This window comes from Anabaena sp. FACHB-595, from assembly GCF_048568275.1.
Lineage (GTDB): Bacteria > Cyanobacteriota > Cyanobacteriia > Cyanobacteriales > Nostocaceae > Trichormus.
Genome location: NZ_CP183473.1, coordinates 1,387,198 through 1,403,884 on the forward strand (window position 1 = coordinate 1,387,198; position 16,687 = coordinate 1,403,884).

The 16,687-nt window shown below is 39.4% G+C and carries 11 protein-coding genes and 1 pseudogene; 7 read left to right on the forward strand and 5 right to left on the reverse strand.

The window, feature by feature from the left end:
• Window positions 1-86: 86 nt before the first annotated feature.
• On the reverse strand, window positions 87-806 hold the full coding sequence (locus tag ACN222_RS05865; protein ID WP_010995352.1) for a DUF928 domain-containing protein: 720 nt from the start codon (window positions 804-806) through the stop codon (window positions 87-89).
• Between the two features lie 577 nt (window positions 807-1,383).
• Here ACN222_RS05865 and ACN222_RS05870 point away from each other — a divergent pair.
• From ACN222_RS05870 to ACN222_RS05890, 5 genes are all read left to right on the forward strand, one after another.
• Window positions 1,384-2,652, forward strand: a complete 1,269-nt coding sequence (locus tag ACN222_RS05870; protein ID WP_010995353.1) for an NF038122 family metalloprotease — start codon at window positions 1,384-1,386, stop codon at window positions 2,650-2,652.
• Window positions 2,653-2,799: 147 nt separating this feature from the next.
• The gene (locus ACN222_RS05875) at window positions 2,800-3,150 is read left to right on the forward strand and encodes a hypothetical protein (protein WP_044520838.1); all 351 of its coding nucleotides are present in this window, start codon (window positions 2,800-2,802) and stop codon (window positions 3,148-3,150) included.
• A gap of 213 nt (window positions 3,151-3,363) precedes the next feature.
• Entirely contained in the window at window positions 3,364-4,929 is a 1,566-nt protein-coding gene (locus ACN222_RS05880; RefSeq protein WP_010995356.1) for an NF038122 family metalloprotease, read from the forward strand.
• A 202-nt stretch (window positions 4,930-5,131) separates the two neighbouring features.
• Entirely contained in the window at window positions 5,132-7,684 is a 2,553-nt protein-coding gene (locus ACN222_RS05885) for a filamentous hemagglutinin N-terminal domain-containing protein (RefSeq protein ID WP_010995357.1), read from the forward strand.
• On the forward strand, window positions 7,668-7,826 hold the full coding sequence (locus ACN222_RS05890; RefSeq protein ID WP_010995358.1) for a hypothetical protein: 159 nt from the start codon (window positions 7,668-7,670) through the stop codon (window positions 7,824-7,826). The genes ACN222_RS05885 and ACN222_RS05890 overlap by 17 nt, the downstream gene beginning before the upstream one ends.
• A 75-nt stretch (window positions 7,827-7,901) precedes the next feature.
• Here the strand turns inward: ACN222_RS05890 and ACN222_RS05895 are convergent.
• The 3 genes and pseudogenes from ACN222_RS05895 to ACN222_RS05905 form a co-directional block, all read right to left on the reverse strand.
• Window positions 7,902-9,689: pseudogene (locus ACN222_RS05895) on the reverse strand (ShlB/FhaC/HecB family hemolysin secretion/activation protein).
• 238 nt (window positions 9,690-9,927) lie between these two features.
• Window positions 9,928-10,935 carry an NADP-dependent oxidoreductase gene (locus ACN222_RS05900; protein ID WP_044520844.1) on the reverse strand — a complete coding sequence of 336 codons (1,008 nt, stop codon included), beginning with the start codon at window positions 10,933-10,935 and terminating at the stop codon, window positions 9,928-9,930.
• Between the two features lie 152 nt (window positions 10,936-11,087).
• Window positions 11,088-12,137, reverse strand: coding sequence for a DMT family transporter (locus tag ACN222_RS05905; RefSeq protein ID WP_044522795.1), 1,050 nt, complete (start codon window positions 12,135-12,137; stop codon window positions 11,088-11,090).
• A 258-nt stretch (window positions 12,138-12,395) separates the two neighbouring features.
• Between ACN222_RS05905 and ACN222_RS05910 the strand changes: the two genes are divergently transcribed.
• Window positions 12,396-12,755: a hypothetical protein gene (locus ACN222_RS05910; protein WP_010995363.1), complete on the forward strand. Its 360-nt coding sequence runs from the start codon at window positions 12,396-12,398 to the stop codon at window positions 12,753-12,755.
• A 133-nt stretch (window positions 12,756-12,888) separates the two neighbouring features.
• On the opposite strand, the gene ACN222_RS05915 is transcribed toward ACN222_RS05910, so the two are convergent.
• Window positions 12,889-14,196, reverse strand: a complete 1,308-nt coding sequence (locus ACN222_RS05915) for a GAF domain-containing protein (RefSeq protein WP_010995364.1) — start codon at window positions 14,194-14,196, stop codon at window positions 12,889-12,891.
• 956 nt (window positions 14,197-15,152) lie between these two features.
• On the opposite strand from ACN222_RS05915, the gene ACN222_RS05920 reads away from it, so the two are divergent.
• On the forward strand, window positions 15,153-16,571 hold the full coding sequence (locus ACN222_RS05920) for a sensor histidine kinase (protein WP_010995365.1): 1,419 nt from the start codon (window positions 15,153-15,155) through the stop codon (window positions 16,569-16,571).
• Window positions 16,572-16,687: the final 116 nt, after the last annotated feature.

The following is a 16,687-nucleotide window of genomic DNA, read 5'->3' on the forward strand; positions in this document are numbered from 1 at the left end:
TAAATAGTTATTTTTAGAGCAGAAGCATGAGTGAAAATTATTCTCATGCTTTACTATTTTCTTGCTCTTATGTTGTCTAGTTTTGCTTAATTGGTAAGAGGTACTTCAGCGAGCGCACTCAAATCAACAGACCTTAATAGTTCTTGCCAAGAAGTAGTTATAGTTGGATTATTTGGTTGTGTTCTCTTTAATTCGGCCAGAGTTGCCAGCGAATCATACCAGATGCCCATATTAGCTAACTTAGATGCTAATTGCACAGTAGGTTGATTATTGAAATTGCGATGAGATTCAACTCGACGAATCCATCCACTTACCCAAGGACTATCCGGCTCTAATTCTTCAGTACAAATCATCACTAAAGACCATTGATAATTCTGACCTATTTTGAGTGCTGACACTGAACTAGGAAGCTTAATTTCTATCACCCCAGGTTTCTTAGACAGGTGTAAGATTCTCTGGTAAGATTGCTTTCCTCGTTCATCTTGCAGAGCAAAAAGTGCTGTTTTAGCATTCGTTTGCGGAACATAAACAAATATTGTCGGACGCTCCGCTACTGTCAAACCGATATTAGTTTTTGGTAATAGTGGTGTAACTGAGGCTTGAATAGTTGCGCTCATATCAGCACCGCAAGTAGAAGCATCACGAGATGCTCCTCCAATTGATTTTTTTGGAGCCTGTGCTTTAGGTGGTCTGAAAGTTACCTGACCCATACTGGGTGTAATGCCAATGGGAATCGAGGACAAAGAAATTAACCACAAAATTACCAATAACTTGCGTGGGAAAAGATATTTATTTTCTCTTGCCATAAATTTTGAAGACTGTCTAAAAGTAATTTAGTGGGGATACCTTATTTCTAAGGATTATATTACTTACTATTATTGAATGTTATTATTGATCATATTGCATCAGTATAATTACTATTGCCATCTTTTTACTAATAAGTAAAAAGTTAATCATAAATTTCTAGAGATTCTAATATGGAAATTTCATGAAAACTTATTTGTTTATATAAAATAAATTCATGAAGTCAAATAATGATTTGAAGTAAAGCTTGAGTAATTTTTGATTAAAAAAGCTGACTTTCTGGTTCTTATAGACATTTTTACTTTCATGATAATGAATATATGCAATTTACAATACTTACTTGAAAATACTTAAAATTAATAGATAAAAATTTTAAGTATAGGTCTTATCTTTTATAAGAAATGAATTAAACATACATTACTAATAGTTAACTTTAAAAAAACAACACACTCAAAAAGATTGATTATAGACTTCTATATAAAAAAAATTTTTGTTTTTACAAATGTTTCATATCGGAACATCACAATATTTTCTATATTGATTGGCAGTTGATATATTTATTACTGATAAATTACTGTCATGAACTGCAAGACGTATAAAAAAATACATATAACTCCATCTCATCAAACCACCCAAATTACTCTGCATACGGCAAAACCACTCTTAGCTTTAGCCACATTGATAGGATCTGCTATTCCTGCTCAAGCCATCACATTTAACTTTACCTATCAGCCAGGAATCACACAGGAACAGATTGCAGCAGTTGAGTTAGCAGGAAGTATTTGGTCTGCTTACTTACAAGATATAGATGTTGTGGTCAACGTCCATGTCGAGATGACCGAAGGCGTTTTAGCTGAGGGTAAATTGGGCGGTGCAACCCCAGCGATTAAAAAGATCAACTATGACAAGTTCAAAGAAGGTTTGGGTGCAGATGGTACAGCTAATATCCATCAGTTGCCAACTTCTACCCACAGCAGTGATAAATATAGAACTAGACTAACAGGCGGCATCATCAATAGTAGTAACTATGAACTTCTGACAACTACAGCCAATAATAAAGCCCTCGGTAATGACTTGAGTGGCGATGCTTCTGGATTAGATGGCTATATTCAATTAGAAAAATCAGTTAATTGGAGTTACAGGCACGCTGGGGGCAAAGTTGGACACAACCAATATGATTTTGTCAGTGTAGCTATCCACGAAATTGGGCATAGCTTGGGTTTTATTAGTGGTATTGATGCTTTGAGTGGTTTAGCTTTACCTACTGCTCTTGATATGTTTCGCTACTCTACCGAGAGTGCCAGCCAAAGAGCAATTGACTACACAGTTGGTGGAACTAAATACTTCTCAATCAACGGAGGGCAAAATCCGTTTAACTTTACTCAAATAGAAAAAAACGCCCCCAATGTATACCAAGCAATCTTTTCTACTGGCGAAAATACCCTCTTGGGAGGTGATGGGGAGCAGGCTAGTCACTGGAAAAGAAATAGCCAACCCTATTTAGGGATTATGTCCTCAACTATCAGCATGGGAGGAATTAGAAAAATTTCCAAACTGGATCTCGCTGCCCTCGATTACATTGGTTGGCAGGTTGATTATTCCCCAAAAATTAATTTGCCTGCCTTATCCACGAATGCCCAAACTAAAGCACAAAAAATTTGGGAGTCACAATTCGATAGTAATACAAATAACGATGCCATCCGCGATCGCTCTTCTGATGTACAGCAAATGATGCAGGAAAGTGGGATTTATAACTGGGGCTGGAATGGATATTGGCAAACAGCCAATCCTACTCCATCATCACAAGTACCTATTTGTTCTCACACAAAAGAACAGGGCAATAAATAAGCTTGTGCGTTGAACTGACTACCCATTGAGATATATCAGAAAACGGGCTGAAAATACTGTGCTTCCTTAGATATGACAAAGGCTTTTTCATTCATTCTTCATCCTGACTCTCAACAGTAAAAATTTAAATCATTAAGGTTTGTCAATATGTCTTCAAATTGTTTGAAATTACTTCCTTGGTTCGGATGGCTTACACCCTTAACGTTAGCTGCTTCAATAGTCATAATTAGTAATACTTCAGCCCAAGAATTGCAATTTAATTCCACTTATGAAACAGCGACAACCATAGACCAAATGCTCGGCGATGAAATGGCTAGTAGGGATTTGTCAAATTACCTAGCCGATAATGTCACCGTGATTCCTATCAATAACAATGGAAATGGCGATCGCGGTGAATCGTTAAACCAAACGATCAGTAGCAGTAGTCTTTACGCCTGGGATTGGTGGGATTGGTGGCGTGGGAATGGCTATTGGAATGACAAGGGTTGGGATTGCTAGTAGCAATTCTCCGCCAAGAAACTCGCGTAAAAATAAAATACCAGCCAATCTGTATCAACATTAAGTCAAGCAGAGTCCAAAACTTTATCCGCCAGTCCCCAACTTAAAGATTAGAGGTAGCTCTTGAAGTCAAGAAGTAACCAACAATAACTCTCTTACTTCCTCAGCCTCAAGAGCCTCCTCAGCTTATCTGTTTATCTTGAGCCTAATTCCATGAATAAAAATATCAATTACAGGCAAAATAAATCTCTTGGCTTAATCAAGCTAATTACACCTCTAACATTGGCTGGTTCTATGGTTATGGTGGGTAGTATATCAGCCCAAGCATTGCAATTTAATTTCACCTATGCACCAGGGACAACCCTAGACCAAATGCTCGGTTATGAGATGGCGGGTAAATATTGGTCAAATTATTTAGCCGATGATGTCACGGTCAATATCTTTATTGAGCCGACAAATAAGTTACCTACTAATGTCATTGGTGGGGCAATACCAGGGGTGACTTCGCAAAACTTTAGCACTGTTTATCAAAAGCTGCAAACAGATATCACCTCAACTAGCGATCACATAGCTTTAAATAGTTTATATAACCAATGTCAGACCAGCCTTACCTTTAGCAATGGATGGTTTCAGAATCAATGCACAGGATATAAATCTTTAACGAATACCTATAAAAATGGTCTAACTAACTTAGATATTCACTCCGATGTCAAAAAGATCAATCTCACTCGTGCTAATGCCAAAGCTTTAGGAATGATTAGTGCTAATGACCCTGGTTATGATGGTTATATTCTCGTGAGTAACTTAAGCAATATTGCTAGGCCTCTGTCATGGAATTATTTTTCTGCCACCAATACCAGTAGTACTATTCCTAACGCCACTCTAGACTTTTTCACTGTGGCGGTACATGAACTGACTCACACCCTCGGCTTTATCAGTGGTATAGACTTACCTGAATACCAAGATTTATTGACAAAAAAAACATGGTTAACCAGTGATGATATGTCTAAATATGGCTACCTGATGGATATGTTTCGTTTATCTGAGAATAGCCGCTTTTGGAATAGACCTGATATATCCGTTGGTGTAGATACGATGTTATCTCTTGATGGTGGTATGACCAAGTTAGGTAATATGTCTTCTGGAAGTACCAAATTTGGAGGAGATGGTAATCAAGGTAGTCACTGGAAAAAAGACGCTACCTATGATGGCATTATGGAGTCTAGTTTGGGTGCAGGCGGTACGAGAAAATTTGTGACCAATAATGATCTGACTACTTTAGATATCTTGGGGTGGAATCTACAGCAGAACAATCAAGACCTACTCAGCACTTTCAATAGTGCTAAATCTGGACTGGCTACTAAGATGGGAGTTACTACCAGTTGGATGGATGACAACCCTACTCAAGCAGCTTTACTGCTAACACCACAATATATCGATGCTAATAACAATGGCTACGATGATCGCGGTGAATCCTTGAACCAGATGATCAATAGCAGTGGTACTTATAACTGGGGTTGGAATGGTTATTGGTGGGGTTGGAATGGCTATTGGTGGGGTTGGAATGGCTATTGGCAAACTACGGACAATTTAACCACAGATGGCTTTTGGCAAAATTTCGCTTGGGAAACACTGGATGAGTATGAACATGGCGACCATGACTATTTAAGTGGGTCTTCTCAGTCCCAATCTGTACCAGAACCCACTACTATCTTTGGATTATTTGGCATAGCCATAATGGGCATTGCTACAAAGCTCAAGCGTCGTTGTGAATATTAGCAAAGTGGAAGAGTTCTATTGTTAGTTTAGTTAGTTTTTGGGGAAATATACTTTAGTTAGCAAGAGAAGAGAGTATCCCATCCACAGACATAATCTGTGTTGATGTGAATCAATCTAATTTGTCCCACTTGCTTACAGTTCAAGTTATGTTTGCAAGGGGATTTTGCATTAGACAAGCTGGCAAAATTTATATAAAAATATAATGGTGATTTTACAACAAACAAAAATATTATTTTTTTTTACCTTTTGTCTATTTCTAGAAACACCTTTAAAGGCATTAGCACAGACTCAACTTAATCCTGATAACACATTGCCCACTAATGTGAATAATATTGGTGGTGGTGTGTACGATATTACTGGCGGTGCTAGACCAAATAATGGTGCTAATCTTTTCCACAGTTTCCAAGATTTTGCGATTCGATCAGGTGATACTGCCAGGTTTATTTATGATACAGGGATTAACAATATCATCACACGGGTTACGGGAGGGTCGCCTTCCCAAATTAACGGAACTATTCAAACACTTCTCAATGGCACTAACAATATAGGCAATGCCAATTTATTTCTGATCAATCCTTATGGAATCATCTTTGGTGCTAATGCCAAATTAGATATAGGTGGCTCATTTATTGGTACTACAGCAGATAGCATCAAATTCACTGATGGGACAGAATTTAGTGCTACTAACCCCACCGTTAACCCAATTCTTACTGTTAGTGTACCTCTCGGCTTGCAATTTGGTTCTCATCCCACCAGCACCATTCAAGTACAAGGTTCAGGCAACAATTTAAGGCTCAACCCCGATTTTTCTATTGATAGCAGGAACCGTCCACCAGGATTGAGCTATAAAACCCCAAATGGTCAGACTTTAGCACTAATTGCAGGCAAGGTAGAACTAGATGGAGGAAATATTACTGTACCCCAGGGAAGAGTTGAATTATGGTCTGTGAATCAAGGTGAAGTTACAATTACCAATCCTAGTGGACAGCTACAACTACAACCCACACCAGGAATTAGTTATGGTAATGTTAACCTTCTGAATGCTGCCTCTGTAGATACTAGTGGGAATAGTGGCGGTATTATCCAGGCACGAGGGCAAAATGTGACTCTCGAAAACGGCTCAGTGATAGTTACAGATACCATCGGTAATGGTTCTGGAGGAATATTGAATATCTCTGCATCTGAGGCGTTGACTATTAAAGGCTTTGTCCTAAATCCTAATAACCAGGTATCTAGCAGCATACTAGCTGATGTTGGCTCAGGTGCAAGTGGAGAGGGAGGTAAAATCAGCATTAGCACGAAAACCTTACAAGTGAGCAATGGGGGTCAAATTTCGAGCGGTACTTTTGGGACTGGAAACGCTGGAGAATTGAATGTTACAGCTCAGGATGTGCAGGTAAGTGGTATTTCTCCCTTCGGTCCGAGTGGTTTATTTGCTCCTGTTGCTCCTGGTGCAAGAGGAAACGGGGGTAGCTTAGGAGTTGAAACTAAGAAATTACAAGTTACTGATGGCGGACAGATATTCACCACTACCTATGGGTTTGGCCAAGCTGGTGATTTGAAAATCCTTGCTGAAGATGTGGAAGTTATTGGTGGGACACAATTTGGCCCTAGTATTATTGCCGCTACAACCATAAAACTATCAGCAATTCCAGAGCCAATAGCCACTTTTTTAGGTGCTGGTTTTGGTACAGGCGGTAATTTAATGATTGAAACCAATAACTTACGAGTTGCTGATGGGGGTCAGATTGCTGTTAGTACATCTGGGAATGGCTCGGCTGGTAACATGACGATTACTGCTAACTCGGTAGAATTGACAGGTACTAATCAACTTGGTCGTAGTGGGTTATTCGCTAACGCTATTGTTGGTACTGGTCAAGGTGGCGATGTCAATGTGAGTGCTAATCGCTTAGTGGTTCGTGATGGTGCAACTATCAATGTCAGTAATTTACTCAGTCGAGACCCACAAAATCTGCTGGGTTTAGCTGGTCAAGGGGCGGCTGGAGATATCACACTTGATTCTGCTGATATTTTACTAGCAAATCAAGGGATAATTACTGCTGATACTAATGCCGGAGATAAAGGCAATATTACGATTCAATCGGATACTTTGCAAATGCTGCGCGGTAGTCAAATTAGCACCAATGCCCGCAATAGTGCAGTTGGGGGAAATATTAACATCACTACGAATACTTTAGTGGCTTACGAGAATAGTGATATTACCGCTAATGCTCAACAAGGTTTTGGGGGTAGGGTGGTTGTCAATGCCAAAGGAATTTTTGGGATTCAATTTCGTCCCCAACCGACTCCATACAGTGATCTGACGGCTTCTTCTGATTTGGGTGCGGAGTTTCATGGTACCGTAGAATCGAATACGCTAGATGTTGATCCTACTAGCGGATTAGTGAAGCTACCAACTAATTTTAGCGATCGCTCACAGCAGATAGCCAGTGGTTGTAGTACAACGCAACAGAATCGTTTTGTTGTTAGCAATCGTGGCGGATTACCTGCCAATCCTACTGATACCGTCAGAGGTGAGATAGTTTGGTATGATGTCCGTGATTTATCAAATGAAGTAGCTAACTCAACAGCAAGCAGTAACTATCAAACTGCTAGTAATCAACAACCAATTGTTGAGGCTCAAGGACTAATTGTTAGTGCAGATGGTACAATACGGCTACTAGCATCCATCCCCACGGTAACGCCTCTTACTCCGTGGCAAGTATCACCTTCATGTAATGTTAAACCATCTTAATGGTGAAATTGCTGCAACTAAATTACTTTCTCTCTTAACTAACCTGCGGAATGTGGGCTACAACAGAATTGGTAGTGCTACAGAGACACCTTGGCGTATTTCTCATTGGCCTTTTGGGAAGATGCACAAATGGGGCAGGTAGGTATGAGACGAGACCAGCAATAAACTCTACTTTTCCATCATTACATCTTGAGTACTACCCCCCCTCTGGAAAATTTTAAAAAGGATTATAAACCAGCGAAAAATATAATCCATTCTCTTGCCAGGTTCTGGCTTGTGAATCAACGGATACTAAAGGAATACCCCAATCAAGACGGGCGCTAAAGCGATCGCCTTGTGACCAGCGCAAACCCAGACCAATCGACGCTAGGGTATTAGGGTCTGGAGTCTCCCGATAGTTATTCCAGGCAACACCAAAATCTACAAAAGGGGTGACTTGTAACAGACCATCGGACTGGGATAATCGCAGAATCGGTATTTGCACCTCAGCTGAAGCAAAAGCGCCATTATCGGTTAGTAGAAAATCTTGCCGATAACCCCGGACACTATCTAAACCACCCAAACCAAATTGTTCCAAAGATAATAGCCCTTTGGATGCTATCTGTGTATTAGCTTTGACAATTAATAAGGTTTCTGGAGCCAGAAGACGCGCCCATTGAGCTTGTCCCTGCCAAGAAAAAAAGCGACTATCGGGAGGCTCGGCATTAACTGTGGCGTTTAATGCACCTATACCCAAATTAAATTGCGATCGCACTGCAAAAACTTGCCGACTGTTACGAGTAGTCCATTCCTGAAAGAAACGCAACGCAGATATCCTGGTGCGTCCCTGATCATCAGCACCAGGGGAAAGCACACTAGGCGGTAAACGAGGTTCTTCGTTGAACAGTGAGGAATATATTTCACTTTCTCTCCGTGAGGCTGTCAAACCAATGGCGAATTCTTGGCTAGGAGATTGAGCTAATGGTTGACGATAGGTGATTTCGTAGTAGCGAGAGGAAGACTGGATATCGAGAGTATTAAAAGGTTCTTCAATCACATTGCTGGATGCAGTACCAAAATTAAAGCTGATTGTGCCGTTGCGGGGATTTAATGGCAAGGTGTAACTGGTATCAAAGGTGTTACTACCATCAGTATTACTATAAGCTAAACTGATGTTGTCACCTAACCCCAGCAAATTAGCTTCATTTAATTGTACTCGGCGGCGAAAACTCCCGACTCCAGGCGATCGCCCATTATCTAAAGCTAACTGAGCATGAAAAGATTTTGCTTCTGTGATTTGTACCTGTAGTACACTCGTCCCTGGACGAGAACCTGCTGAAAGTTCAGCAGAAAGATTTTGAATCAACGGATTGAGTTGTAATAATTGTAGCGCTTCTAGTAAACTCTCGCGGTTGAGGGGGGGTTTTGTAGCGATCGCCAACCGACTGCGGACATAATTAGGTTTGAGTCGCCGATTTCCAGTAATTTGAATGTCTTCTAACCTACCTTCCACCACCTGAATTTTAATGACACCAGATTTAATAGTTTGCGGTGGGATATAAGCACCAGAAGTAATGTAACCTTTATTGACGTATAATTCGGTAATTTTAGAACGAGCTTGAAACAGTTCTGCTAATGTAATAGGTCTTTTGGTAAACTCAGTGGTAACCTTGGCTAACTCTTCCTGACTAAACACTGTACTGCCAACAACTTCAAACCTTTCTACTGTGATAGTTTGCGGCGCATTTTCCGGTACTTGTTGCTGTGGGTTAATGTCGGGAGAAGACGGTTGGAGTAGTTCTCCAGGTGGCGGTAATTGCTGTGGCTACTGGGGAGGAGGTAAAGGAGCAGGTGCAGGTGGTTGAATATCTTGAGGCTGAGGCAGTGCTTGTGTCGAATTACTATTTGGTAGTTGCGTCCGATCAACAGCTTGAGCGTTCACAGGTAGAAAATCTATGCTGTTGAGAGATAATAATATACTCAACGGCAACCAAGAAACTGCAAGCTTTGGGTGGCTATACATCATGCTAATAAGTTGTTTATTTGCCAACAATAAGAGGTTTGCACGGCTACGGCTTCAGATGTGAATATTACTTCATCTTCTGGTCTAGGTACACGCTAACCATCAAAATTTCATCTACGGGACGGTGAAAAAGCAGGGGAGCAGGGAGCAGGGGGGAGCAAAGAAGAATTACTGTTGACCAATGACAACTGACAACTGACAACTAACAACTGACAACTGACAACTAACAACTGACAACTAACTATTGACTCACCTTGACAATTAATTTGCCAAAGTTATCTCCTCGCAACAAGCCAATGAAGGCACGAGGAGCATTCTCCAAACCAACTACTACATCTTCTTTATATTTCAGTTGTCCTGACTGCAACCATCCAGCGACATCACGGACAAAATCAGGAAACCGGTATTGATAATCACTTACCAAAAAACCTTTAATTAAAGCTCTTTTAATGAGCAAAGGGAGCAGATTCGGGCCAGGCGGTGGTGATGAAGCATTATATTGAGAAATTAGTCCTACTAAAGGAATTCTGGCTCCCAAGTTAATTTGCTGTAACACTGCTTCTAAAATTTCACCTGCGGTATTGTCAAAATAAACATCAATACCATCAGGTGCAGCTTCTTTGAGTGCTGATGATACTTCTTGCGTCCGGCGGTTAATTCCCACATCAAAGCCTAATTCATTGACGATGTAGTCTCGCTTTTCGTCACTACCAACAATTCCTACTACTCTAGCGCCTTTAATTTTGGCAATTTGACCTGCTACCGCACCGACAGCACCAGAAGCGGCGGAAATCACTACAGTTTCACCTGCTTTTGGTTGACCTATATCCAGTAAAGCAGCGTAAGCCGTTAGACCAGGCATACCCAATACGCCTAAATTGTAGGATAGAGGAGCCTGATTGGGGTCAAGTTTACGCAAAGTCTCACCTTTAGCAACAGCGTAAGTTTGCCAACCATGATTGCTGAGAACAAAATCTCCTGCTTGAAACTCCAGATGATGGGATTTAATAACTTGACTGACTGTTCCACCAACAATAACTGAGTTTAATTCCGTTGAGGCTGCGTAAGAAGCATTGGCGCTGAGGCGACCACGCATATATGGGTCGAGGGATAAATAAATAGTGCGGCTGAGAACTTCGCCTTCCCCAGGTTGGGGAATTGGTGACTCTACTAAAGCAAAATCACTCTCTTGTGGTTCACCAAAAGGGCGACTCTTGAGTACGATTTGTTGATTTACGGCATCAGCCATAGGAAAATTATTCCATAGTATAAGACTGATGACCAACGTACATGATGTTTTCCATTTTTGCATCAGGCGATCAGCTATACCTGGACTTGGGTCACAGTCATATCTATTAACGGGAGTTTGATAAATTCGGAAGAAACCTTACAGACAAGGCATTACATACCCTTAAATCCCATATCCATTTCTACCTTTTGTTCTGCGGGAGTTGAAGCAATTGGAGATTTATGAGAAGTCTGACGGCTTTTGCTAATTTGGCTGAGAAAGATGCCTAACATAATCAAGCCACCACCAAGATATTGAGCTACAGTCGGGACTTCACTTAATATGAAATAAGCTGCCACAATACCTGCAATTGGGGTAAATGAAGCAACCAAGGATGCTGTAGAGACAGTAGAAGTTTTCAACCCTATAAGCCAGAATGACTGACCTACAACCACAATCACACCACCATAAAGGAACATCCATTGCCACAAGAATGGTGAGAAGACATCAGCAAAATGCTCTCTACCATAGAGTACTAAAGCAATGAAAAAAAAGATGACGGTTCCCAGTGCAGTCCGAAAGATGCTGTAAATCCCTAAAGGGATATGAGTTAAATATTTTTTACCGATAATTGTAGAAATAGCTAAAGCGACAGACCCTGCGGCTACGAAAAATTCTCCTAAACCCAATTGCCAACCTCCCATATTCATCATGTCTGACACTGGCGGTTGGAGGATAATAGTTAAGATAACACCAATAAATGCGGCGATCGCTCCGATAAATTCCCCAAAATTGATCTGCTCTTTTAACAACCAAACTGATAAAGCCAACGCCAGAGTTGGTTCTAAGCGTCCCACCAAAATCACATTATTCACCCCTGTGAGTGACAATGCGTGGAAAATTAAGCCAGGCGCTAGCGCTCCTGATAAGATGGCTACTGCGGTTAAACCAAGCCAGTCCTTCTTTGACAGTTGCGTTAAAGTAGCTTTGTTCCACTGTCGGCTATAGATGAGGAGCATCACCATCAAGGCGCATAAGTTCCCCACAAACAAAACATTACACAAAGAAATAGGATTGCGTCCATCAATAAAGTGACGAGCGCCAATTTCTGTGAGTTTCCGGGTAACTGCACTAGATGCACCAAAAATGAAGATGGCTAGCCAAAGATATACTTGTCCAGAAACTCTGCGGATTAGGCGATGTCGTCCTCTAAATTTAATCACAATCACATTACAGCAATAAAAGCATCATTCGATATATTAAGTTACTTCAATCTAGTTAAAAATGAGATTTTGCTGAGAGTGTCCTTAAATAAGGATGTGATTTTGAAAATGATGTGATTTTCTGAAAAAATGCTGAGAATTAACTTAATCGAATTAATAGATAAACTCAGGAAAAACATGAATTGGTTTCAATAATCTCTCAGTCCTCAGTGCGATAGTTTGGATGTTCGAGATAAGTCAAACATCCAGGAGTCAGCAATGAAGATCGCGCCATTAATTACAACTTTTGCCTTGACTGGTTTTTTAACGCTTTGGGATGCACCATTAAAAGTCATTAATCCTGCATTAGTTCAAGCATCAGCTCAAGAATTATCAGTCAGTCAGAAAATAACATTAGTTACTAAAAATAAGGGTCAGATTGGTGGTGGTGATCAGTTACGGCGTTTCTTTTTTGGAGATTTGGAACCAATTGGAATTCAACCAGGCGGCGCAGGTCATGTGGTTAACCTTTATAACAAAGCCAACAATGTGACATTCTCTTATTGTTCAACTTATGATGTAGTTGTTGCAGTTAAAAAAGGTAAGATCACTAAATTTGAACCTAATGAAGTGAAGTAGTTATAGGACTGTATAGAAAAAATAATCAATAGTCTTATTGCTAAAATAGGGAAAAATGGAAATAAGCATCATCCTTTTTCCCTTTAATTATTTTGTCATATCTTTTTCTATTCAATTCTTATGAAATTATCTTTTAAAGATTATCTTTGCAGACTTCAAAATGTCCCAATCTCTTAAAAGTAGCTATAGGCAATCGTACACTTACTATAGTACCTTTCGCTATATCAGACTCAATAGATAGTTTTCCATAATGAGCATGGATGATGCGTTCGGCAATGGCAAGTCCTAAACCAGTACCATGAGGTTTTGTAGAAAAGAATGGCTGAGTTAATTTTGATAAAATCTCTGGGGGAATTGGTTCGCCGCCATTACAGATATTTATACATACTTGATCTGGCAATGAAACGTCCACTTCCCATTTAACAATATCTCCGTCTGCAATCACCTCACAGGCATTACAGATAATATTAATAAAAACTTGTTTTAGCTTATTTTCATCTGCTAAGATTTTCACCGGATTTGATGATGGAATAAATTCGATTTTACGTGAGATTGCTTCTGGCATTTCATATACCAATACAAGTAACTCACTAATAAATTTGTTGACTTCTAATTCACATATTTGTAAAATTTGAGGTTTTGCATAAAGCAAGATTTCACTTAGTAGATTGTCTAGGCGGTAGGCTTCACTAACTGCTAAGGATAATCGCTCTTGAGCAGCTGATGACAAAATTGTTTTTTGAGAATATTTCAATCCCATGATCATTGTAGTTAAGGGATTGCGGATTTCATGCACAATCATGGCAGCAAATTCACCCATAACTGCCAGTCTTTCCTTTTCTAGAAGCTTGCTTTGTGTCGCTTTTAATTCTGCCGTACGTTTTTCTACTTCCGCTTCCAGAATATGATTAAATTGGCACTGCTGCTTGTATAAACGATAATTATCAATGGCTGTAGCAGCACGTTCAGCCAATAGTTCTGTAAACTGGATTTCTTCTGGACTAAACTCTCGTGATTCGTGATGAAATGAGCAAATAGTGCCAATTACTTCGCCTTCGGCAGTCCGCAACGGTATCCCTAAATAAGCTCGATAACCTTCTGGAGGCTGACCATACTCTGGGTGCTTACTAGTATCTTCTACTACCAAGGAGTTACCAGTTTCTATAACAGTGTTAGTTAGGGAACCATGTAATGAATAAACGTGTTCACCTACACCTATATTAATACTACTTGCTAGGACTTTCTCAAATCCTTGTTGACACAATGTGACTACTGACCAGTCTACATTTAGTAACTGACTAACTCCACAGGCAATGTTAAACAGATAGCCGCTTAGTTCTCCAGTCCGATAGTTTAAAGATGATAAAAGAGCGATCGCCAGACGCTCACGTTGCCACATTTGATTTTGCAATAAAATTCCATCATCAATGGCCTTAACCATAAATACCTATAACAAACTTAGGGAAATTATTTTTGAAATATTTATGTTAACTTGCGGTGACAAACTTCTGATTATCTCCTCAAGAAGATATCAGTTTTATAGATATAAACCATGAGATATTTATAATTTTTTAACTAATTAAGCTACAAGTAATTTCCGTATCAAGATTAACTTAAAACTGAAACTGTTAAATGCTGGGTTTTAACAATACCCTAATGACAATGTAAAGTTTTAAATACATACATCCTTATCCTTGGTAAGCAAATATTTTGAGATAAATCAGAATTATGAGGAATTGTTGATTTTATTCTAATGTGCAGAATAAAGCCAAATAAATTATTAATCTTTTGTAAAGGTCATCAGTAGTAGCAGTCAAGTATTGCTGTAAAGACTTTCAGCGTCAGAGTAATTCTTAGGAAATTCTCAGCTTAAATTAATTTAATTGCTAACTAATATATTTTAATTAATATTAAAGAGATAAGATATCGGACGCTTAACCTGCATATTTTAATTTAGGAACAAAACGTCAATTTTCCTCCCCTGTGTCTTTCACCGCTCTATAAGAAAGATTACATCAGTCTAAGCTAATGCGCGCCTAAATTGCATAACTACTAATAAGGACTGTAAACAGTCCATAGCCCTCACGATGGATTGTGCCACTTAAAAGCAGAATAGCTGAGAATTTTTGTTAGCAGTCAGTAGTCAGTTGCAAAACAACTAACCACCGCCCACAAGGAAGGTATTCATCTAGATATAAAACAACTAGCAAGTGACAACTGACACGGGCAGCGCAAAGAAAATATTTGGTATTTTATTGGCAATAACTACCCTATTTACTGTGGTCTGCAAGAGCGGTAATTGTAAATCGGCTATAACTAAAGATGTAGCGGTTAACAGTCAAGTTACATTTAACAGCTTGATTTTATTATTAAAGCCTTTTTTGCTACTCAAAAACAGTGAATAACATCAAAAAAAATTGGCTAAATATAGACCCATTTTCACTACAGTTACGCCTAACCGTTGGTATGGCTTCCTTTTCAGCTTTGGTATTAGGTAGCCTAGCTACCTGGACTAGTTGGAAGATGCAGCAAATTTTAATTGATAGCCATAAAAATGAGGTAGAACAAATAGCCAAACGACTACCACAAGACGTGCAAATTTATAGCAAGATGATGCAACCTGACACGAGTTTAGAAAAGGCGATTAATAATTTTGCGAATACTAACACGTTAATATGGTTTAAGAATTCTAACAATAAAATATTATCAAAAACTGATAATTTAGATTTATTACCTGACTTTTTGGTAACTAAGTTAATGAACTTGACTCAGATGCCGATTAAAGCACAGGTTTATCAAGTTAATCAAAACTATTTTGTTTTATGTGGAACTTCTATCAAAATCCAAGGTAAGTTGTTGGGTGAGTTATTTGTAGTCAAGGATATTACCCGCGAACAAACAATGTTTGTGGTAATGGTGCGTAGTTTATGTATTACTAGTATTCTGGCAATTATTATTCTGACTGTAGCGATCGCATTTTATATCAAGCGCTCTTTGCAACCTCTACGCCAACTCAGTCAAATGACTGCTGTGATTTCCGCCGAAGATTTAGGACAAGCCCAATTATATCTTGATAATGCTCCTAGCGAAGTCAAAGAATTAGCACAAACTTTAACTATGCTCTTATCCCGTCTCTCCCAATCTTGGGAACAGGAGCGGGAATTTGTCAGTAATGTTTCTCACGAATTACGTACACCCTTAACGATTGTACATGGTTATTTACAGAGCGTATTGCGGCGGCAAAATAATTTAACCTCTATTCAACAAGAAGCTTTAGAAATTGCTGCATCAGAAGCGGAACGGACTATCCGCCTGCTACAAGATTTACTGGATTTAGCAAGAGCCGACAGTGGTTATTTATACTTTCAGATGAAAACTTATGTACTGAATGACATAGTTGCAGAAATTGTAGTGATGGCTGAAAAGTATAGCGATCGCCTAATTACTATCGAGTCAACAATTTTCCCTATTGAAGTGAAAGTAGATTACAGTCGCTTCAAACAAGTATTACTGAATTTGATTGATAATGCTGTTAAGTATTCTGAAGCTGATACACCCATAATCTTTAACTTAGATCAACTTCAAGACACAGCAATTATTCAAGTTTGTGATCAAGGTTACGGTATTCCCTTACAACACCAAGCCCGGATTTTTGAGCGATTTTATCGTATAGATGAATCTCGCTCCCAGGCCACTGGCGGCTGTGGTTTGGGTTTATCGATTGTCAAAACGCTGGTAGAGGGTATGGGAGGTAGTGTCAGCGTGCAATCAAAGTTAGGAGAAGGAAGTATATTTACAATAATTTTACCTAGATAGGCAAAGTATGAATGAATCAATTCAAAATTTAAAATAGCCTACGGCATCTCTTACGTTCGCGGTAGCGTGTCGTAGACAGAGGCTAACGCCAACAAAATTCAAAACAGCCACAGCCA

Excerpts from the sequence above, each read along its gene's own strand:
- ACN222_RS05865 (WP_010995352.1), bottom strand. The coding sequence starts at position 806 with ATGGCAAGAGAAAATAAATATCTTTTCCCACGCAAGTTATTGGTAATT.
- ACN222_RS05870 (WP_010995353.1), top strand. The coding sequence starts at position 1,384 with ATGAACTGCAAGACGTATAAAAAAATACATATAACTCCATCTCATCAA.
- ACN222_RS05875 (WP_044520838.1), top strand. The coding sequence starts at position 2,800 with ATGTCTTCAAATTGTTTGAAATTACTTCCTTGGTTCGGATGGCTTACA.
- ACN222_RS05880 (WP_010995356.1), top strand. The coding sequence starts at position 3,364 with ATGAATAAAAATATCAATTACAGGCAAAATAAATCTCTTGGCTTAATC.
- ACN222_RS05885 (WP_010995357.1), top strand. The coding sequence starts at position 5,132 with ATGGTGATTTTACAACAAACAAAAATATTATTTTTTTTTACCTTTTGT.
- ACN222_RS05890 (WP_010995358.1), top strand. The coding sequence starts at position 7,668 with ATGTTAAACCATCTTAATGGTGAAATTGCTGCAACTAAATTACTTTCT.
- ACN222_RS05900 (WP_044520844.1), bottom strand. The coding sequence starts at position 10,935 with ATGGCTGATGCCGTAAATCAACAAATCGTACTCAAGAGTCGCCCTTTT.
- ACN222_RS05910 (WP_010995363.1), top strand. The coding sequence starts at position 12,396 with ATGAAGATCGCGCCATTAATTACAACTTTTGCCTTGACTGGTTTTTTA.
- ACN222_RS05915 (WP_010995364.1), bottom strand. The coding sequence starts at position 14,196 with ATGGTTAAGGCCATTGATGATGGAATTTTATTGCAAAATCAAATGTGG.